Annotated in this window: 18 protein-coding genes; 14 read left to right on the top strand and 4 right to left on the bottom strand. The window is 68.6% G+C overall.

Annotated features, from left to right (window positions below; translation table 11 throughout):
- Positions 1 to 39: 39 nt before the first annotated feature.
- The 5 genes from ABTV68_RS17715 to ABTV68_RS17695 are packed head-to-tail and all read left to right on the top strand — an operon-like array spanning position 40 to position 5,859.
- The gene (locus tag ABTV68_RS17715; RefSeq protein WP_433674994.1) at positions 40 to 1,347 is read left to right on the top strand and encodes an ABC transporter substrate-binding protein; all 1,308 of its coding nucleotides are present in this window, start codon (positions 40 to 42) and stop codon (positions 1,345 to 1,347) included.
- Between the two features lie 49 nt (positions 1,348 to 1,396).
- Positions 1,397 to 2,548, top strand: coding sequence for an ADP-ribosylglycohydrolase family protein (locus ABTV68_RS17710; RefSeq protein ID WP_433674993.1), 1,152 nt, complete (start codon positions 1,397 to 1,399; stop codon positions 2,546 to 2,548).
- Positions 2,548 to 3,891 carry an ADP-ribosylglycohydrolase family protein gene (locus ABTV68_RS17705; RefSeq protein WP_433674992.1) on the top strand — a complete coding sequence of 448 codons (1,344 nt, stop codon included), beginning with the start codon at positions 2,548 to 2,550 and terminating at the stop codon, positions 3,889 to 3,891. Before ABTV68_RS17710 ends, ABTV68_RS17705 begins: the two co-directional genes overlap by 1 nt.
- 1 nt (position 3,892) lies before the next feature.
- On the top strand, positions 3,893 to 4,885 hold the full coding sequence (locus ABTV68_RS17700) for an ADP-ribosylglycohydrolase family protein (RefSeq protein ID WP_433674991.1): 993 nt from the start codon (positions 3,893 to 3,895) through the stop codon (positions 4,883 to 4,885).
- The gene (locus ABTV68_RS17695) at positions 4,882 to 5,859 is read left to right on the top strand and encodes an ADP-ribosylglycohydrolase family protein (protein ID WP_433674990.1); all 978 of its coding nucleotides are present in this window, start codon (positions 4,882 to 4,884) and stop codon (positions 5,857 to 5,859) included. Before ABTV68_RS17700 ends, ABTV68_RS17695 begins: the two co-directional genes overlap by 4 nt.
- Before the next feature lie 140 nt (positions 5,860 to 5,999).
- Here the strand turns inward: ABTV68_RS17695 and ABTV68_RS17690 are convergent, their stop codons facing one another.
- Together ABTV68_RS17690 and ABTV68_RS17685 are read right to left on the bottom strand one after the other, a co-directional pair.
- Positions 6,000 to 6,371: a YbjQ family protein gene (locus ABTV68_RS17690; RefSeq protein ID WP_433674989.1), complete on the bottom strand. Its 372-nt coding sequence runs from the start codon at positions 6,369 to 6,371 to the stop codon at positions 6,000 to 6,002.
- Positions 6,372 to 6,439: 68 nt separating this feature from the next.
- Positions 6,440 to 6,832 carry a DUF3224 domain-containing protein gene (locus ABTV68_RS17685; protein ID WP_433674988.1) on the bottom strand — a complete coding sequence of 131 codons (393 nt, stop codon included), beginning with the start codon at positions 6,830 to 6,832 and terminating at the stop codon, positions 6,440 to 6,442.
- Positions 6,833 to 6,928: 96 nt separating this feature from the next.
- Here ABTV68_RS17685 and ABTV68_RS17680 point away from each other — a divergent pair, with 96 nt between their 5' ends.
- A complete protein-coding gene (locus ABTV68_RS17680; protein WP_433674987.1) occupies positions 6,929 to 7,369 on the top strand; it encodes an HIT family protein in 441 nt (146 codons plus the stop codon).
- A gap of 121 nt (positions 7,370 to 7,490) precedes the next feature.
- On the opposite strand, the gene ABTV68_RS17675 is transcribed toward ABTV68_RS17680, so the two are convergent.
- Positions 7,491 to 8,102 carry a hypothetical protein gene (locus ABTV68_RS17675; RefSeq protein ID WP_433674986.1) on the bottom strand — a complete coding sequence of 204 codons (612 nt, stop codon included), beginning with the start codon at positions 8,100 to 8,102 and terminating at the stop codon, positions 7,491 to 7,493.
- A gap of 132 nt (positions 8,103 to 8,234) precedes the next feature.
- Complete coding sequence (locus ABTV68_RS17670) at positions 8,235 to 9,554, bottom strand: APC family permease (protein ID WP_433674985.1); 1,320 nt, start codon at positions 9,552 to 9,554, stop codon at positions 8,235 to 8,237.
- A 266-nt stretch (positions 9,555 to 9,820) separates the two neighbouring features.
- Here ABTV68_RS17670 and ABTV68_RS17665 point away from each other — a divergent pair, with 266 nt between their 5' ends.
- From ABTV68_RS17665 to ABTV68_RS17630, 8 genes are all read left to right on the top strand, one after another.
- Positions 9,821 to 10,588 (top strand): LamB/YcsF family protein, encoded by a 768-nt coding sequence (locus ABTV68_RS17665; protein ID WP_433674984.1) that lies wholly within the window; start codon positions 9,821 to 9,823, stop codon positions 10,586 to 10,588.
- Positions 10,585 to 11,202 (top strand): 5-oxoprolinase subunit B family protein, encoded by a 618-nt coding sequence (locus ABTV68_RS17660; RefSeq protein ID WP_433674983.1) that lies wholly within the window; start codon positions 10,585 to 10,587, stop codon positions 11,200 to 11,202. Before ABTV68_RS17665 ends, ABTV68_RS17660 begins: the two co-directional genes overlap by 4 nt.
- The gene (locus ABTV68_RS17655) at positions 11,199 to 12,041 is read left to right on the top strand and encodes a biotin-dependent carboxyltransferase family protein (RefSeq protein ID WP_433674982.1); all 843 of its coding nucleotides are present in this window, start codon (positions 11,199 to 11,201) and stop codon (positions 12,039 to 12,041) included. The genes ABTV68_RS17660 and ABTV68_RS17655 overlap by 4 nt, the downstream gene beginning before the upstream one ends.
- Positions 12,042 to 12,138: 97 nt before the next feature.
- Positions 12,139 to 12,321 (top strand): ribbon-helix-helix protein, CopG family, encoded by a 183-nt coding sequence (locus ABTV68_RS17650; RefSeq protein WP_433674981.1) that lies wholly within the window; start codon positions 12,139 to 12,141, stop codon positions 12,319 to 12,321.
- 2 nt (positions 12,322 to 12,323) lie between these two features.
- A complete protein-coding gene (locus ABTV68_RS17645) occupies positions 12,324 to 13,043 on the top strand; it encodes a hypothetical protein (RefSeq protein WP_433674980.1) in 720 nt (239 codons plus the stop codon).
- A gap of 192 nt (positions 13,044 to 13,235) precedes the next feature.
- Complete coding sequence (locus tag ABTV68_RS17640; protein ID WP_433674979.1) at positions 13,236 to 14,162, top strand: hypothetical protein; 927 nt, start codon at positions 13,236 to 13,238, stop codon at positions 14,160 to 14,162.
- A 44-nt stretch (positions 14,163 to 14,206) separates the two neighbouring features.
- Positions 14,207 to 15,025, top strand: coding sequence for an alpha/beta fold hydrolase (locus ABTV68_RS17635; RefSeq protein WP_433674978.1), 819 nt, complete (start codon positions 14,207 to 14,209; stop codon positions 15,023 to 15,025).
- A gap of 236 nt (positions 15,026 to 15,261) precedes the next feature.
- A complete protein-coding gene (locus ABTV68_RS17630) occupies positions 15,262 to 18,753 on the top strand; it encodes a DNA-directed RNA polymerase subunit beta (protein WP_433674977.1) in 3,492 nt (1,163 codons plus the stop codon).
- Positions 18,754 to 18,807: the final 54 nt, after the last annotated feature.

Raw genomic sequence — 18,807 nt, 5'->3', positions numbered from 1 at the left:
CCACCCGTACGTTCCACAATCACAAGGAAGAGGAAAGAAGTGAACAAGCTCCACCGTTCAGCAGTGCTGCTCGCGGCGGCCTCCGTCACGGCACTCGCACTCACCTCCTGCTCGCCCGGCTCGTCTGACACGGGCACCGGCGATGCGGCAACCGGAGATCCGGCATCGCCGGTCGAGATCACGTTCCAGTCGTTCTCCGACCAGCCGGCTGCGATCGCCGCGACCAAGGAGATCGTCGACGCGTTCAACGCCGACAACCCCGGTATCACGGTCAAGATCGTGCAGGCCCCGACCGACAGCCTCGACGACAAGCTCACGACCCAGTTCGTGGGCGGCGTGGCACCGGACATCATCCACTACGAGGTGCTCGGCATCGTGCCGTTCGCGAAGGACGGCTACCTGGCCGACCTCTCGGACCTGCTGAGCAAGGACACCATCTCCGACATCGATCCGGGTGTGCTCGATTCCGTGACCGTCGACGACCAGGTGATCGGTGCTCCCACCGAGCTGCAGACCTACGTCGTGTTCGCCAACAAGAAGCTGCTGGAAGCCGCGGGCGTCACCGTGCCGACCGGCGACTCGATGACCTGGGACGAGCTGGCCGAGATCGCCAAGGCCACCACGGCCGGCGACGTGCACGGCATCACGTGGGGCATGAAGAGCCCGACGGCGGCGTTCATGAGCCTGGGGATGGGCTTCGGCTCCACCTACTTCACCGGCAAGGGCGATGACATGAAGGTCGACGTCAGCGACGCCGATCTCGAGGTTCCGAACCGCGTGAAGGCGATGATCGATGCCGGATCGGTGGACCCGATCGGTGTGACGCAGTCCGGCTCCGAGGTGCTGGCCACCTTCTACGCGGGCAAGGCCGCGATGACGGTGCAGGGCTCGTACCAGATCGCGAACATCGCAGCCGATGCGCCGGCCGACATGGATTGGGTCGTGCTGCCGCCGCTCGCGGGCAGCGAGGGTGCGGTCCAGGCGGCCAACCCGCAGACCCTGTCGATCAACATCGACTCCGAGCACCAGGAGGAGGCGGCGAAGTTCATCGACTTCTTCATGTCCACCGACAACCTGGTGAAGATGAACATCGCCGACGGCCTCATCCCCACCACGAAGTCCGCGCGCGCGGCTCTGGAGGAGCAGACCAAGGAGCAGAACGGCTGGCCCGCGATCATGACCTCCGCTGAGGGTCTGGCCGGTCCCGTCTTCCTGCAGGCGAACGGATTCGTGCGCTGGAAGGACACCGTCGCGACCCCCGGATTCCAGAAGTTCCTGGGCGGGGAGATCGACGACGCACAGCTGAAGTCCGAGCTCGACACCGGTTGGGCGCAGGTCAACGGTTGACACCGGGTGGTGGGCCCGCGTGGCCCACCACCCCGCTGAGAGGAATGGCATGAACTGGATTCACGATCGGACCGCTGCGGTGCTGGCGGGCTCCGCGATCGGCGACGCCCTGGGCGGAGCTGCGGAGGGTTTCAGCCCGGAGGCGATCCGCGAGCGCTATCAGGGGCGGATCGAGGGCATCGTGCCGCCGTACCACCTGGACTGGCAGACGGCGCGACCGGTGAGCCCGTACCACAAGGGCGACGGGCACATCACGGATGACACCCTCATGACGCAGGCGCTGATCCGCGTCTACGAGGAGCACCGCGACCACATCGACGCGTTCGCCATCGCGGATCTGCTGGTGCCGCGGCTGCAGACCGAGGTGCGGTGGATCCCGGAGTTCGAGCGCGAGTCGATCATCCTGCACCGCATCTTCCTCGCGGAGAAGTGGCTGGTCACGCGGCTGCAGTACGGGCACGTCGACCCGCGCGAGGCGGGCGTCGGCAATGTCGTGAACTGCGGCGCGGCGATGTACATGGCCCCCGTCGGCGTCGTCAACGCGGGTAACCCCCGCGCTGCGTACGCCGAGGCCATCGATGCGGCGGGTGCCCACCAGTCCAGCTACGGCCGGGAGGCCGCCGGTGTGTTCGCGGCTGCCGTGGCCGCCGCGGTGTCACCGGGATCCAGCGTGGACTCTGTCGTCGAGGCGAGCATCGCGCTCGCTCATGACGGCACGCGCGCCGCGATCGAAGCGGTGGTCGGTGCGGCCCGCGCTGTGCGTGGTGGCGATCACGACACCATCGGTCGGGCGCTGCGTGACGCCATCCGGCCGTTCGACACGGTGGGCGACGCCTACCGTCAGCCGGCGATGGACGCGCGCATTCCGTCCCGCACCAAGTCGATCGAAGAGCTGCCGGTGGCGCTCGGGTTCCTCGTGGCGTACGAGGGCGACTTCCGGAACACCATCCTCGGGCCCGTCAACTACGGTCGCGATTCCGACTCCATCGCCTCGATGGCGGGAAGCATCGCGGGCGGCATCGGCGGCATGTCCGTGATCGCGACGGACTGGCTCGACGCCATCGCCGAGGCGAGCCGCATGGACTTCGCCGAGCACGCGGACCGGCTCGCGAGCGTTGCCGAGGACATCATGCGCAAGGACGCCGCGCGCGCCGAGGCCGACCTGCAGCGACTCACCGCAGTCGCGGCCGGCGTGCTCTGATGCGGCTCACGTGGGCGCAGCCCGAGGACCTGGTCGCGCATGAACTGGTGCAGTCCCGCGCCGAGGGCCACGACGTCGATGACATCGCCGACCGGTGGGCGCAGGCGGGGGGATCGCTGGTTCCGGTGCGCGGCGGGGCAACCCCCGAGCGCGCGCCGGAGCCGCTGCGCTCGCTGGCCCGCCAGCTGCTGATCGAGCTGGATGAGCGTGCCGCCGCCCCGGCACCGCGGTGGGAGGATGCGGCCGCCCTCCTGCCTGCGCTGCCGATCCGGCCGGCGGGCGACGACCTCGCTGACCGTGTGCACGGTGCGTGGTCGGGCCGAGCGGCGGGGTGCCTGCTCGGCAAGCCCGTGGAGAAGATCCCGCGCGAGGGAATCGAGGAGATCCTCCATGCAACGGGCCGCTGGCCGTTGCGGGAGTATTTCACCGCGCGGGGTCTTCCCCCTGAGGTGTCGGCGCGGTGGCCGTGGAACCGCCGCTCCGCGGTCAACTCCCTCGAGGAGAACATCTCCGGCATGCCCGAGGATGACGACCTCAACTATCCGCTGTTGAACCTCCGGGTGCTGGAGCAGTCCGGCCGGGGGTTCAGCACTGACGACATCGCCCAGGCGTGGTTGTCCGACCTTCCGGCCGGACGCACCTTCACCGCCGAGCGCATCGCTTACCGAAACCTGCTCGACGGGTACGCGCCCGATGAGGCGGGCCGCATCCGCAATCCGTTCCGCGAGTGGATCGGTGCTCTCATCCGCACCGACGTGTTCGGCTGGGTGAATCCCGGCGACCTCCACGAAGCCGCCCGCATGGCGCACGCCGATGCTCGCCTCAGCCACACCGGCAACGGTCTGTGGGGTGCGATGTGGGCCGCGGCTCTGGCATCCGCGTCGCTGGTATCCGCCGATATCGACGAGGTGCTGGACACTGCCGCGCTCGTGGTGCCCGAAGGCACCGCACTGGCCGCCGCCATCCGCCACGGGCGCGAGCTCGGGGTCGGTGATCTCGACGATGCCGCCGCCCTCGACGAGCTGCATGCCCATTACGGTCACCTGCACTGGGTGCACACCGTGAACAATGCCGCGTTGATCGCCTTCGCACTCGCCCGCAGCGGCGGGGATTTCGGTCGCGGTATCGCGCTCGCGGTCATCGCCGGCTGGGACACCGATTCCGCGGGCGCCACGGTGGGATCGGTGCTGGGCGGTCTGCTCGGCCACCGTGCCATCCCCGCGGCGTGGACCACGCCACTGCAGAATCGCATCGCCACCAGCCTTCCCGGCATGGACGACGTCGCCATCGACGACCTCGCCCGCCGGACTCTCGCTCTCATCCCCACGACACAGGAGCCCTGACATGACTTCCTCCCTCACCCTGCGCGAGCGCGCTCGCGGTTCGCTCGCGGGTCTCGCCATCGGCGATGCCATCGGACGACCCGTCGAGGGCTTCTCCGCGCAGGAGATCCAGGCCAAGCACGGCCGCGTCACCGGATACCTCGACCCGGAGCCCGCGGGCAGCGACGACACGGAGTACGCACTCCTCACCGCCAAAACGGTGGAGCGGGTCGGTGTGAACGCCACCGCGGACGACTTCGCCGAAACCTGGCTCACCGACGTGCTGCCGCAGGCCGATGACTTCAAGGGCGGCGGCTTCAGCGAGATGGCGGCCATCGACAACCTCCGTCGTGGCGTTCGTCCGCCGCTGAGCGGCGACACCATGCACGGCTGGAGTGACGGGCTCGCGATGCGCGTGAGCCCGCTGGGCATCGTCGCCGCCGGCGATGTCGACCTCGCCCGTCGTCTCGCCGAGGCGGATGGTGCCGTGAGTCACACCACGGAGGGCGTCTGGGCCGGCGTCGTGGTGGCGGTTGCCGTGACCACTGCCCTCACGGGTGCGGACGCCGCCGCCTGCTACGACGCGGGACTGGCCGCGATCCCGGCCGACAGCTGGACGGCGCGTAACCTCCGCGACGCTCGGGACCTGGTGGGGTCCGGCCTGGACGATGATGCGCTCGCCATCGCGCTGCACGATCGTCTCGCCGTGGCCGACTACTACTGGGCCGACCTCGCGCCGGAGGCCGTGGGGCTCGCGATGGCGTCGGTGCTGCGCGCGGAGGGGCGCGCGGCCGAGTCCATCCTGTTCGCCGTGAACATGGGTCGTGACGCCGACACCACTGCCGCGATCGCCGGGACGATCGCCGGTGCGATCTCCGGGATCGACGCGTTCCCGCAGGACTGGGTGGCGGGGTTGCGCCCCGTGGTCGGCTCGTGCATCCGCTCCACACGGGGAACCCACCCGCTGGACGCCGCCGACAGACTCACCGCCCTCGTGGAAGGAGACGTGCGATGACCAAAGCCTTCGCCACCATCGCCCGCGGCATTCTTGCCGGTGAGGCGGCCTCCGCCTTCAACGCCGATTACCGCGTGTACGCTCTGCCGCCCAAGCGCGTGGGGCGCGTGCGCACGCTGTCGCTGCTGGCCGACGAGACGCGGACCACCACCGTGCCGCGCCCGTTCACGCACGCGGCACCGCCCGCCGTGCTGCACCCGGGACCGGGGGAGGCGCTGGAATGGTTCGCCTTCTCCGCCCGCCAGCACACGCACGGTCTCGGCCTCCAGGAATGGCGCGCGCTGGCCGAGACCGAACCGCCCGTGCGGTCGCGCATCGGCACGAAGCTCGCGCTGCAGAACCTGCGTGCCGGCGCCGAGCCGCCGCAGTCCGGTCACGACAACGCGCATTACTTCGATGACATCGCCATGGTGCGCGCCCTCGCGGCCGTTGCCGTGGTGGGTGGCGAGGGCGCGCGGGACGCTGCTGTCGCTGATGCATCGGTGACGCACGCTCTGGACGGCGTGTGGTGTGCTGAGGCCACGGTGCAGCTGGCGTCCGCGCTGCTCGCCGGTGCGAGCGCCGCCGACGCGGTGGCAGCAGCGGTGGAGGTGCTGCCACCGCAGACCTGGTCGCGCCGGATGGTCGAAGCATCCCTGGCAGTCGCCGCTGACGCGCGCGGACCGCTCGATCGCGCCCGGAGGCTCGGCGTCGAGGTGGGGGACTGGATCTACAGCTACCCGATCGCGGCGCCCGAGACGCTCGGCTTCCTGCTCGCCCACGTCAGCGTCGCGGAGTCCGCGGACGATCTGATGCTCGGCGTGCTCGGCCAGCCTCGGAATGCTGCGACGCTCCCGGCCGTCGCCGGTGCGATCGCGGCGCTCCGATTCGGGGAGGACTGGATCGCCGAGGATCTGCGGCTCGAGGAGGCTCGCCTCACCGGGCTGTCGATCGCGTCGTTCGCGGGCCGTACGGTGGCGGAGGCCATCAGCTGAGTTCGCGTACGTCCTGCCGTCCAGGGGACGTTGCCGAATCGCGATGATGGGTGCCGTGCTGGTCCCGTTGAGGTCGAGCACGGCACCTGAAGGATGTGAGGGTCGATCGGAACTGTCCGATCGGCCCTCGTGTCGTTTCGCTACTGCTGCGCCTGCCCGGCCGATTGGCTGGTGGCACCGGGCTGTCCGCCCGGGATGGGACTCACGACCACGGCCGTGCCGTATGCGCACACCTCGGAGAAGTTCTGCGCGATGTCGCCGGTATCGAACCGCATCGCGACGATGGCGTTGGCGCCGCGCTGCTGCGCGTCGGCGATCATGCGGTTCATCACGTCGTTGCGCGACTCGTACATGATCTTCGTGTACTCGGTCATTTCACCGCCGCCCAGCGAGCGGAATCCGGCCACGAAGTTCTGGCCGAAGTTCGCGGAGCGGACGGTGAGGCCCATGACCTCGCCGAGCACGGCCTCCACACGATAGCCGGGGATGTCATTCGTCGTCACCACGATCATGCGTTGATCATCCCGCCGGGATCCGCGGGTGTGCAGCAGCGGTGCGGCGTGTCAGTCACGATTCACGCTCACTCGGGGAGCGTGTACCTCAGTCGCACCTGATGGGTGTCTTCGGCGCTCAGCAGCTCGATGGTGCCAGCGAGCCCGATCAGGTCTCCCGTGCCGGAACCCGGGACGATCTCCCAGTCGAGGTTCTGCCCCGCGGGCGTCATTCGGCCGAGTTGGGCGAGCGCGAACGAACCCGCACGACCGTCGAGCGAGCCTGACACGACCTCGAGCGCGACGTAGCCCGCCGCACCGAGGCGCGGGTCGCCGGCGGACAGCATCACTCCCTCGCTGGTGCCCCGGATGGCGCCCGTCCATTCCTTGGTCATGTCGAACCGACCGGTCTCGGCCACGATGCCGACGGCCGGTGTCAGAGTGACGGTGAACTGGGCTTCGACGACGCGCTCTTCGCTCATTCCGCGAGAGTAGCGCGCACATCGGACATTCATCGATCCGCATGATGTGACCTCGTGCGAAGATTCTGGATCGTCCTTCGGGGAAGGGCGTACGCTGTGGCCACACTGTTCGTCCGTGCAGCCGCGCGGGTGCACCGAGGAGGCAAGATGATCGACTGCCCGCTGTGCGAGATCACCGACGGTGCCCGTGCATCTTCTGTGATCGCCAATCGCCCCTATGCCTGCGCCGTCGTGGACGAGAACGCGCCCGCACCGGGCCGCGTCATCGTGGTACCTCGCCCGCATGTCAGCCGGATCTCCGAACTCTCCGATGCCCAGGCGACGGAGCTGATGATGCTCGCCCGGGATGTCGCGGTCGCTCTGGAAGACGGCAACATCGCGCTCGAGGGGGTCGTCGCCGAGGCAGGCAACGACGCCATCGACGAGGAGAGCCACCTGCGCATCACGGTCATCCCGCGCATGAGCAGCGGAGCCAGTGAGCGGCAGCACGTGATCTCTGACGACGCGGTCGAGGCACTGCGGCGCGCGCTCGCCTGAGCGCGTTGACCGAGGCGTGTGCTCGGCCGACGCGCCGTGGGCGCTGAACCCGGGCGCTCGCACGGGCGGGATCTCGACCCGAGCACCGACGTTCGTGTGGCTGCTGCTGGCTGCAGAATGCTCAGCGGAGAACGCTGAGCACGCCGGCGGTGTCGAGCCTCAGTAGCTGGGTGGTCACCGGCTTCGACGCCGCCTGCGCGAACAGCTCCGTGGCGTAGCCCTGCAGCGCCGCGACGGAGTCCGCGTCGTCAGCGCTGCAGAGCAGCACGTGAATTCGGGTGGGGACGGCCACCGCGAGATCTCCAGGAATGTCGACGGCCGCGCGCCATCGCGCGGGCGCGAGGAGGGTTGAGGCCGTCAGATCCATCTCGTCGGGAACGGTCAGGCGATAGCGCCCGCCGCCGCCTTCGACCTCGATGTCACCGCGGCGGGCGAGGTTGGCCAGCGCCCGGTCGTGGAGTGACGCCGCGCCGCCGTAGGCGGGCACTTCGTCGATGTTCACGATCTCCCACGAGGGGCCGGGATCGGTGGCGTAAGTGACGTAGACCTCGCCCGTGAGCGGCTGGGCGAACGGATGCTGCCCGGCCGGGAAGTCCGGGATCTGGGCGAGCTTCGCCGCAGTCGCGTCTTTCCAGCTCTGACCGGACAGCATCGGGACGACGAGGTCCTCCGGAGCAACCGCCGGTGCCGGCGCCGGCTCCGCGCTCTTCTTGTTCCGGAACAGCCAACCCATGAGATTCCCCTCTGTCGGCCGCGGTCGCGCCCGCGGCATATGGGGCCGACGATAGCAGGGCACCGGAATCGCTCCGCTGCCCGTACGGCACGTCCGTCGTCGGCGGGGTCAGGCGTCGAGACACCGACAGTCTCAGACCGGCGCAACCGTGTCGGACGTGGCCTGAGGGGTGTCGGTCGCGACGGTGGTGCCCGGGCGCCGGCCCCGCCGGCGGATCAGCGCGATGATGACGGCGATGAGCGCGAGAGAGATCGCGGGCAGCAGTGAACCTGCGGCGAGCACGAGGAGACCTGCGCTCAGCACGGCCGCCACGATGGCCGTCCACCATCCGAGGCTCCCGCGATCGAGGATGCATACCGCGGCGATCATCCCCAGCACGTAGATCGCCGTCATGCTCGACGTGTGCACCAGCACGAACGGCGTGAGGTCCAGTCCGTTCGCGAGGACCAGGGTGAAGTACACCACCATCACGACTGCGGTGAGGACCAGCGCGCGGCGGGGCACGGCGCCGGCATCAGCCCCGGCACTGAACCAGCGAGGCAGGTCGCCGTTCTCCGCCAGCGATGCCCCCAGCTTGGCGAAGGCGGCGAGATAGGCGTTGAGCACGCCGAGCGCCACGATTCCCCCGACCACGCCCACCGCGATGCGCGCGGCAGGCGAATCGGCGAGGGAGGCGAGATCGAGCAGCGGCGCGGCGCTTGTGCCAGCCGCTGTGCCGAGCGCTCCGACGGTGACAACCTGCAGCACCAGGTAGCAGGCACCGGAGAGGACCAGGGTGACCGCGGTTCCGACGAGGACCGCGCGGCGCGGATTCCGGAACTCGCCCGAGATGTGGGTGCCGACCTCCCAACCCGCGAAAGCCCAGACGAACAAGACGACGGCCGTGCCCACACCGCCGAGCCCGTGCGGCAGGAAGGGCGTGAAGTTCTGCGGCTCGACCGCGGGAGCCGCCGCCCAGACCACCGTGACCACCACTCCCACCAGGAGCGCGGTGAGCACGAGCTGGACCGCACCGGCCGTCCGGACACCGAACGCGTTCACGCCGAGCGGGACCACGAGGAAAGCGAACGCGAGCCAGGGGACGGCGTTCGCGTCGATGCCCGCCGTGAGCGCGACGTACTGCGCACCAAGGACGGCGACCACCGGCCCGCCCGCAGCGACGCCGAACATGAACCAGTAGCCCGTCATGCGCGCTGCCGTCGGCCCGAGCGCGCGTCGCACGTAGCTGGCGACGCCGCCCGGATCCGGGTAGCGCGCCGCGAGCGCGGCGAATGTGCCGGCCAGCGGGACGGCGAGCACGATGACGGCGGCGACGGCGAGGATCGAGCCGGGGCCCGCGGCCTCAGCGGCCAGCGCGGGCAGAGCCAGCAGCCCGGTGCCGAGTACGGAGGCGACGTACAGGGCGATGCCTTCGGCGAGGCCGATGCGGCCGTCTCGGGTGCGTGTGCTCACCCCTCCATCGTGTCGCCGCCCACCGACATCCGGCGCGCTTGATTCGGTCACTCGCCCGCCGGATTCTGCCATTGTCGTGGGGTCGTGGGTCGTGAGTCGATGAGCATGCGGCGAGTGCAGGAGCGATCCCGGGTTTTGGCCATGGTTTGAGCGCATTCGCCTGGTTTCGCCGCACGTCACGGCCCCGGTGTGATGCGTCCACGTGGAAGGAGAGGCGTCTGAAGCAACGCGGATCGCGAACACGACGAGGGTCGTAGGGTGAAGACATGACTGCGCTCGCGGTGGATCTGAACGCCGATCTCGGCGAGACCGTTGACGGCGTGGCCACCGCTGACGACGCCGCGATGTTCCGGCTTGTGAGCAGCGCGAACATCGCCTGCGGCGGTCATGCCGGTGACGATGTGTCGATGCGGGCATCGGTCGTCCTCGCCCGCGAGCACGGTGTGACGATCGGAGCGCATCCGTCGTACCCCGATCGCGCAGGATTCGGGCGCACACGCCAGCGCCTCGCATCGTCTGAGCTGCGTGCGTCGATTCGGGGTCAGCTCGACGCTCTCGTGTCCGCCGGCGCAGACATCCGATACGTGAAACCACACGGAGCGCTGTACAACGAGATCGTGCACGATGCAGCCCAAGCAGCGGACGTCGCGGCGGTAATCGCAGATCTCTCGACCCAGCTTGGCCGTGCGGTGCCGGTGCTCGGTCTGCATGGGGAGATTCGCCGCGCCGCGGAGGCCGCGGGTCTGCCGTTCTTCGCCGAGGCCTTCTTGGACCGCGGCTACCGGGCCGACGGCACACTCGTGCCGCGCGGCGCTCCCGGAGATCTGATGCACGATCCCACCGAGGTCGCCGACCGGGCCGTGGAGATGATCCTGACGGGATCGGTCGTCTCCGTGGACGGCAGTCGAATCGCGATGCGACCGGCGTCTCTGTGCGTGCACGGCGACACCCCGGCGGCGGTGGAGATGGCAGGCGCCGTGCGCGCCGCGCTGACCGATGCGGGTGTCATGATCCGCGCGCCCTGGCGGCCATGATGGCGCCGGTCGTGCGCTCGTTCGGTCCCGCTGCCGTGCTGATCGAGACAGCGGATGTGCTGGCGTTGCAGGCGGCACTAGGCGTCCCATCCGCGGGAATCACGGACATCGTCCCCGCCGCGGAGACGGTGTTGGTGTGCTTCGATCCGTCGAGCATCGCGCCGTCGGCCGTGCGTGCCTGGATCGACCGTGCGCTCACCCATGCGGCTGACGTCGATGACGCAGACGCCGGGCTTCTCATCGAGATCGACGTCCGCTATGACGGTCCCGACCTCTCTGCCGCGGCCGACGCGGCGGCTGTCTCGGTGGCGACACTGATCGATGACCATCAGCGCGCGCGCTGGCGGGTCGCGTTCACGGGGTTCGCGCCCGGGTTCGGCTACCTCGTCGCCGAGGACTGGCCACACCGAGTGCCGCGACTGGCTGCGCCGCGCACCCGCGTGCCGGCCGGCTCGGTCGCGCTCGCGGACGGCTTCAGCGGCGTGTATCCGCGCGCGACACCAGGTGGATGGCAGCTGATCGGCACCACGGATGTCGTGCTCTTCGACCCCGAGCGCACACCTCCCGCACTCCTCTCGCCGGGCGCGCGCGTGCGGTTTCGGGACGTGTCGTGAGCCTGCGGGTCGAGGCTGCCGGTCCTGGGACTACAGTGCAGGATCTGGGGCGTTTCGGGCTACGGGCGATCGGTGTCGGTTCGTCCGGTGCGATGGATCACGCGTCGCATCGGATCGCGCAGCGTCTCGTCGGCAACCGCGAGTCCGCCGCGGGAATCGAAGTGCCGCTCGGAGGACTGCGCTTGCGAGCGACGGGCGATCATTGGATCGTGGTGACCGGGGCGGAGGTGCCTCTGACAGTGGGCTCCCACCCCGCGGACCTCTGGCGACCGCACCTGCTGCATGCCGGCGAGGTTCTCGAGCTCGGATTCGCGACTCGGGGCATCCGAGCCTATGTCGCGGTGCGGGGCGGACTGGCGGTGCCCCCGGTGCTGGGCTCGCGCTCCCGTGACACTCTCGCGGGGCTGGGGCCGGAGCCGCTGCAGGTCGGCGACGAACTCGTCATCGGGCGCACGACGCTTCCGCTGCATCTGGTGGACATCGCTCCGTGGCGCGTGCCGGGCGACCACGTCGAGGCGCGGGTGGTGCCGGGTCCTCGCCGCGACATGCTGGCGCCCGAAGCCTGGGATCTGTTGACGGGGGAGACCTGGACGGCCTCGTCCGCGGCGGATCGTGTGGGCGTGCGACTCGACGGGCCGCTGCTGCGCCACCGGGGCACAGCAGAGCTGCCCAGTGAGGGCGTGATCCCCGGCGCGATTCAGGTGCCGCCATCCGGAGTTCCGACGATCCTGCTCGCCGACGGTCCTGTCACGGGCGGCTACCCCGTGATCGGTGTGGTGCTGGATCTGGATGCGATCGGACAGCTGCGGCCTGGCGCCACCCTCCGCCTCCGCGGCTGATCGCCGGTCGCGCTGTTGTGCGAACGAACGTCCGTGGCGGGTTCGTCGACCGCAGACGACGGTGGCGATGGAGACATTAGATTGCTAGCATTCGAGCATGAGTACCGAACAGCACGCCGCGAGAGACGCGGAGAAAGCGCAGTTCAACGTGTACCTTCCGCGTCCGTTGATCGTGGCGGTGAAGCATCGCGCGATCGATGAGGGGAGGAGTCTGTCAGCCCTGGTGGAGCGGGCACTCGGCGAGTATTTGGATCGTGCGCAGAGCGCGGGGGAGGAGTGATCTTGTCCATCACCGTGCAGGCAATTCGATTCAGCGATGATGTGGCGGCGATGCGCGCGCTTCTGGAGCAGCTGGGACTCGTCGCTGTCGTATCGAGTCCCCAGTGGGCGGTCATGCGCTCGGGATCCGGAGACGTGCTGCTGCACGGAACGGCGAATGCGGCGAACGGAGCCCCCGCAGGATCGACCGAGCTCACCTTCGAGACCGACGATCTCGATGCCGTCGCCGTGCGATTCGACGTCGCCCCGGTGGACGAAGCGTGGGGTCGCTCGATCGAGATCGTCGATCCGCTCGGAGACCGCGTGATCGTCAACGCTCAGCGGGACGACTTCTACGGGTACGAGACGTTAGAGGCGCTCCCCGACCCAAGCATCAGCGTCTGCCCGGTGCGATTCACTGATCCTCGTGGAGCCTACGGCGAGTTTCTCACTGAGCTCGGCCTGCACCAGAGCAGCCCCGACGACGACAGCTTCGTGGCGTATGGCGCCGATCACGGATCGGTCGGCGTGCACATCGCGCGGCCGGAGGAGACGGTGTCTCTGCTCGCGGACGCTCCCGGGGCGCAGGTGCATCTCACGCTGTCGACCACGGGCGATCCGCAGGCATTGGCCGCCGCCCTGCGGTCAGCCGGACATGAGGTGCGGGTGGACACCACCTTCGGCACCATGCTCGAGCTCACCGATCCGGATGGGCGGTCCCTGCAGATCCACGCGGAGGCCTGAGGCGGCGCTGGTCTCAGCAGATGCAGCACACGGCCGGATCCAATACCGGAGTCGAGACCAGTCATCGTGTTGGTCTCAGTTCCGGCTCGGGAGGTGGACCGAAGCTACCGATTCTGAGAGCAGCACGGGCGCGGCGCTGCGGCTCCGATTCCGAGGTTCGGGGACGGCGGGGCGGCGGGTAGGCTCGGGGCCATGACGGCGACGGTGCTCGGCATCCGCGTCACCGACGCCCAACTGGCGCGGTGGCGAGGGTGGGTAATGCCTGCCGTGCAGCCGTTCCTGCTCACAGCCGATGAGGCGCGAGTGGTGAAGCGAGTCGCGCGCTCGCGTCGGCTCAGCCCCGAGCTGCGCGACACGTTCCAGCTCTACGCGGTACCGGGAACCGGCGTCTACGCCGCGGAGGTGGAACCCTCCGGGGACCATCCGGATCAGGGAGACGTCGTGCGCTCCGCCGATGGAGTCGCCCTACGCTCGACTTCGGACGCCGCGAGCGACCCGACCCCCACCGACGCGCCGGGCGCGGACGACGAGCCGGAGCGCACCTCGCTGATCTGGCTCGACAGGCGTGGGGCACGCCTGCTGACTCCTGAAGCGCGGGCTGCGCAGCCGACGAAGCATCGCTGGCCGGGGAAGCATCCCGAACGCAGCCGTGAACGCGACACTGCGCGGGCCATCCGCTGGGTAGAGGACGGTTGGCCGGCGTCTCAGCACAGTGAAGTGTCGGAGGCCACGTGGCGTCGTGCGCGGTCCATCCTCCCCGAGGCACGTCGGATCGCCGGGCGCTTTCCGGCTCGCAGCGGGCCGAACTGCTTCGGGACGGTCATGGGTGCCGCCGGTGTCGAGGGCGCCGAGAGCACGTGGATGCAGCGGGCACCCTTCGAGCGCTGGTTGCAGGAGGCGACCATCGCGGGTGGCAATGACGAGAACCCTGGCACGGTTCTCGTGTGGCGCGGCGCCGATGGTGCCGTCGAACACGCGGCGATCACCCTCGGCGATGGATGGCTGCTGAACAAGCCGGCGCAGACGTGGTCCACCCCCGTCACGGTGCTGCCAGTGCGAGACGGGATCAACGCGTCGCGGGCCCCCGGACGCCGATTGGAGCGTCACACCATCGCGTGACCCCGTCGTCTCGCCATGCGTGCCTTCGTCGATAGGGTTGAGAGGTGGATTACGCGCGACTCGCTGACGGATCATCCATCGCCCACGAACGCGTCGGTGACGCGACAGGGGAGCCGGTCATCGTCCTTCCTGGCGGACCGTGCCGTGAACCGGAGTACCTGGGGGACCTTGCAGGACTCGGCGGCATTCGGCCGCTGATCATCGTGCACTTCCGTGGCACTGCAGCGACCACAGATGCATCGCCAGGGTGGTGGCTCGAAAGCGACGCGGTCGTCGCGATCCTCGACGATCTCGGACTCGACCGGGCCGACATCCTCGCTCACTCCGCTGGCACCCGCGTGGCCCTCGCGACCATGACGCGTCACCCCGGACGCATTCGCCGCGCGGCGCTGGTCACTCCGGCGGCGGCGTGGCTCACCGGAACGGAGCACGACATCGCGGAGATCGCTGCCCGCCGCGCTGATCCGATCATCGACCACGCCCTCACCGCGCCCGCGGACCTCCCCGACACCGAAGCCGAGTTCCAACAGGCGTGGCAGCAGGAAGCGCCGCTGGGTTACGCGCACTGGACCGATCTCGAGCAGCAGCACGCCCGGGTGGGCACCACCACGCGCGCGGCGACGCTCGGCTGGTTCTCGGCGATCCCTGATGATGCGCCGGCGCAGATCCTGGCGGCCGATCTCCCTCCGCTGCTCGTGGTCGCAGCGGCGGAAGACATGCTGAGTGGCGTGCGTCCCACGCTCGCCTATGCCGAGGCTCTCGGCGCCCAGCAGGTATGGATCGCCGACTGCGGTCACTATCCGTGGATCGAGCAGCCGGCGGAATTCCGGACGATCCTCGCGGGTTGGATGACACAGAGCTGATTCCGCGCGTGGTTATACACCGAGTCTCAGGAACCTTCAAGCATCAACGCTGGACGTGTCGCTAATCCGTGTGTATCGTGGGTAGTTGCGCTCGCATCCTCCTGCCCTCATATGGTGGTCGGCTGTTTCCGTGTCTCCGATCGTGAGGTCGGCTCGGATTTCGGGGATGTACGCGAGCGAGAAATCTCACGACAAGGAATCACGAGGCCCGGCCGGGGCCCATGGAGGTCATTCCCTTGGCAGCTGCGAGCAACGCATCCACCAACCCCAAGAACGGCCGCGCTCACAAGCGCGTCTCGTTCGCCAAGATCACCGACACGCTGACCGTCCCCGACCTGCTCGCTCTGCAGGTCGAGTCGTTCGACTGGCTCGTCGGCAACGAGAACTGGAAGGCTCGCGTCGCGCAGGCGCAGGCTGAGGGACGCACCGACGTCCCCGAGGTCAGCGGTCTGGAGGAGATCTTCGAGGAGATCTCGCCGATCGAGGATCTCAGCGAGACCATGCAGCTCTCGTTCACGAACCCGTACCTCGAGCCCGAGAAGTACTCGATCGAGGAGTGCAAGGAGCGCGGCAAGACGTACGCGGCTCCGCTGTACGTCGAGGCCGAGTTCATGAACCACCAGACCGGTGAGATCAAGACCCAGACGGTCTTCATGGGCGACTTCCCGCTCCAGACCGACAAGGGCACGTTCATCATCAACGGCACCGAGCGTGTCGTCGTGTCTCAGCTCGTCCGCTCGCCGGGTGTCTACTTCGACAAGACCCCCGACAAGACCTCCGACAAGGACATCGTGTCGGCGCGTGTCATCCCGAGCCGCGGCGCCTGGCTCGAGTTCGAGATCGACAAGCGCGACCAGGTGGGCGTGCGCATCGACCGCAAGCGCAAGCAGTCGGTCACCGTCTTCCTCAAGGCCCTGGGCCTTTCCAGCGAGGACATCCTCGCCGAGTTCGCCGGCTTCCCCTCCATCGAGGAGACCCTGTCGAAGGACACCATCCTCACCAAGGAGGACGCGCTTCGCGACATCTACCGCAAGCTCCGTCCGGGCGAGCAGGTCGCCGCTGAGGCCGCCCGCGCGCTGCTGGACAACTTCTACTTCAACCCGAAGCGCTACGACCTGGCCAAGGTCGGCCGCTACAAGGTGAACCAGAAGCTCGGCCTGGACGCGCCGCTGACCGAGTCGGTGCTCACCGTCGAGGACATCGTCGCCACCATCAAGTACCTGGTGCGCCTGCACGCCGGTGAGACCTCCTACGAGGGCGTCCGCAGCGGCAAGCCGGCGGAGATCCGCATCGATGTCGACGACATCGACAACTTCGGCAACCGTCGCATCCGCGCGGTCGGCGAGCTCATCCAGAACCAGGTCCGCACGGGTCTGTCCCGCATGGAGCGCGTCGTTCGCGAGCGCATGACCACGCAGGACATCGAGGCAATCACGCCGCAGACCCTGATCAACGTGCGCCCCGTCGTCGCCGCGATCAAGGAGTTCTTCGGAACCTCGCAGCTGTCGCAGTTCATGGACCAGAACAACCCGCTCGCGGGTCTGACCCACAAGCGCCGCCTGTCGGCCCTGGGTCCCGGTGGTCTGTCGCGTGAGCGTGCCGGTGTCGAGGTCCGCGACGTCCACCCGTCGCACTACGGCCGTATGTGCCCGATCGAGACGCCGGAAGGCCCGAACATCGGTCTGATCGGCTCGCTGGCGTCGTTCGCGCGCATCAACGCGTTCGGCTTCATCGAGACCCCGTACCGCCGGGTCATCGACGGCAAGGTGTCCGAGACGATCGACTACCTCACCGCCGCTGAAGAGCAGGACTACATCGTGGCGCAGGCCAACGCCGTCCTGAACAAGGACGGTTCCTTCGCCGACGAGCGCGTGCTCGCCCGTCGCGGTAAGGGTGGCGAGGTCGACCTCTTCCCGCGCGACGAGATCGGCTACATGGACGTCTCCCCGCGCCAGATGGTGTCGGTCGCGACGTCGCTCATCCCGTTCCTCGAGCACGACGACGCGAACCGCGCCCTCATGGGTGCCAACATGCAGCGTCAGGCTGTGCCGCTGCTGCGTTCGGACTCGCCGCTGGTGGGTACCGGTATGGAGGGCTACACGGCCATCGACGCCGGCGACGTGGTCACCGCGCAGAAGGCCGGTGTCGTTTCCGAGGTCTCCGCAGACCGCGTCACGGTTCAGCTGGACGAGGGCGGCACGCAGGACTACTACCTGCGCAAGTTCGACCGCTCCAACCAGGGCACGTCCTACAACCAGCGCGTGATCGTCAACGCCGGTGAGCGCGTCGAGGTCGGCGAGGTCATCGCCGACGGTCCCTCGACCGACAACGGTGAGCTCGCCCTCGGTAAGAACCTCCTCGTCGGCTTCATGACGTGGGAAGGCTTCAACTACGAGGACGCGATTATCCTGAACCAGGACCTGGTGAAGGAAGACACCCTCTCCTCGATCCACATCGAGGAGTACGAGGTCGACGCCCGCGACACGAAGCTCGGCAAGGAGGAGATCACCCGTGACCTCCCCAACGTCAGCCCGGAGCTGCTGAAGGACCTGGACGAGCGCGGCATCATCCGCATCGGCGCCGAGGTCCGCCCCGGCGACATCCTGGTCGGCAAGGTCACCCCGAAGGGTGAGACCGAGCTCTCCGCCGAGGAGCGCCTGCTCCGCGCGATCTTCAACGAGAAGAGCCGCGAGGTCCGCGACACGTCGCTGAAGGTGCCCCACGGTGAGCAGGGAACCATCATCGCGGTCAAGGAGTTCAACGCCGAGGACGGCGACGACGAGCTCGGCTCGGGCGTCAACCGTCGCGTCGTGGTCTACATCGCCCAGAAGCGCAAGATCACCGCGGGTGACAAGCTCTCCGGCCGTCACGGCAACAAGGGCGTCATCTCGCGCATCCTGCCGGTGGAGGACATGCCGTTCCTCGCCGACGGTACGCCGCTGGACATCATCCTCAACCCGCTCGGTATCCCGGGTCGAATGAACTTCGGCCAGGTGCTCGAGGTTCACCTCGGCTGGATCGCCAAGCAGGGCTGGAAGGTCGACGGCAACCCGGAGTGGGCGAAGCTGCTGCCGGCCGAGGCCCGCGAGGCTGCTCCCGGCACGAAGGTGGCCACCCCGGTGTTCGACGGTGCGCACGAGGAGGAGATCTCGGGTCTGCTCGACTCGACCCTTCCCACGCGTGACGGCGAGCGCCTGATCGACCACACCGGCAAGACGACGCTGTACGACGGCCGCTCCGGCGAGCCGTTCCCGGCGCCGATCTCCGTGGGCTACATGTACATCCTGAAGCTGCACCACCTGGTGGACGACAAGATCCACGCGCGTTCGACGGGTCCCTACTCGATGATCACGCAGCAGCCCCTCGGTGGTAAGGCGCAGTTCGGTGGACAGCGCTTCGGTGAGATGGAGGTGTGGGCCCTCGAGGCCTACGGTGCGGCATACGCGCTCCAGGAGCTCCTCACGATCAAGTCCGACGACATCCTCGGCCGCGTCAAGGTGTACGAGGCGATCGTCAAGGGCGAGAACATCCAGGAGCCCGGCATCCCCGAGTCCTTCAAGGTGCTCATGAAGGAGATGCAGTCGCTCTGCCTGAACGTCGAGGTGCTCAACGCCGACGGCCAGCCCGTCAACCTGCGCGACACCGACGATGAGGCGTTCCGCGCCGCGGAAGAGCTCGGCATCAACATCTCGAGCCGCTTCGAGAACGTTTCGGTCGAAGAGATCTGACCCCCGGTCAGATCCCTCCACCACCACAAGATTTCAGAATCGACACAGGAGAAC

Origin of the sequence: Microbacterium gorillae, from assembly GCF_050990725.1 — a bacterium.
GTDB lineage: Bacteria > Actinomycetota > Actinomycetes > Actinomycetales > Microbacteriaceae > Microbacterium > Microbacterium gorillae_A.
This window is presented reverse-complemented; position numbering and strand designations above follow the sequence as displayed.

Excerpts from the sequence above, each read along its gene's own strand:
- ABTV68_RS17685 (WP_433674988.1), bottom strand. The coding sequence starts at position 6,832 with ATGAGCGAAGAGCGCGTCGTCGAAGCCCAGTTCACCGTCACTCTGACA.
- ABTV68_RS17695 (WP_433674990.1), top strand. The coding sequence starts at position 4,882 with ATGACCAAAGCCTTCGCCACCATCGCCCGCGGCATTCTTGCCGGTGAG.
- ABTV68_RS17665 (WP_433674984.1), top strand. The coding sequence starts at position 9,821 with ATGACTGCGCTCGCGGTGGATCTGAACGCCGATCTCGGCGAGACCGTT.
- ABTV68_RS17710 (WP_433674993.1), top strand. The coding sequence starts at position 1,397 with ATGAACTGGATTCACGATCGGACCGCTGCGGTGCTGGCGGGCTCCGCG.
- ABTV68_RS17690 (WP_433674989.1), bottom strand. The coding sequence starts at position 6,371 with ATGATCGTGGTGACGACGAATGACATCCCCGGCTATCGTGTGGAGGCC.
- ABTV68_RS17640 (WP_433674979.1), top strand. The coding sequence starts at position 13,236 with ATGACGGCGACGGTGCTCGGCATCCGCGTCACCGACGCCCAACTGGCG.
- ABTV68_RS17650 (WP_433674981.1), top strand. The coding sequence starts at position 12,139 with ATGAGTACCGAACAGCACGCCGCGAGAGACGCGGAGAAAGCGCAGTTC.
- ABTV68_RS17705 (WP_433674992.1), top strand. The coding sequence starts at position 2,548 with ATGCGGCTCACGTGGGCGCAGCCCGAGGACCTGGTCGCGCATGAACTG.
- ABTV68_RS17660 (WP_433674983.1), top strand. The coding sequence starts at position 10,585 with ATGATGGCGCCGGTCGTGCGCTCGTTCGGTCCCGCTGCCGTGCTGATC.
- ABTV68_RS17700 (WP_433674991.1), top strand. The coding sequence starts at position 3,893 with ATGACTTCCTCCCTCACCCTGCGCGAGCGCGCTCGCGGTTCGCTCGCG.
- ABTV68_RS17675 (WP_433674986.1), bottom strand. The coding sequence starts at position 8,102 with ATGGGTTGGCTGTTCCGGAACAAGAAGAGCGCGGAGCCGGCGCCGGCA.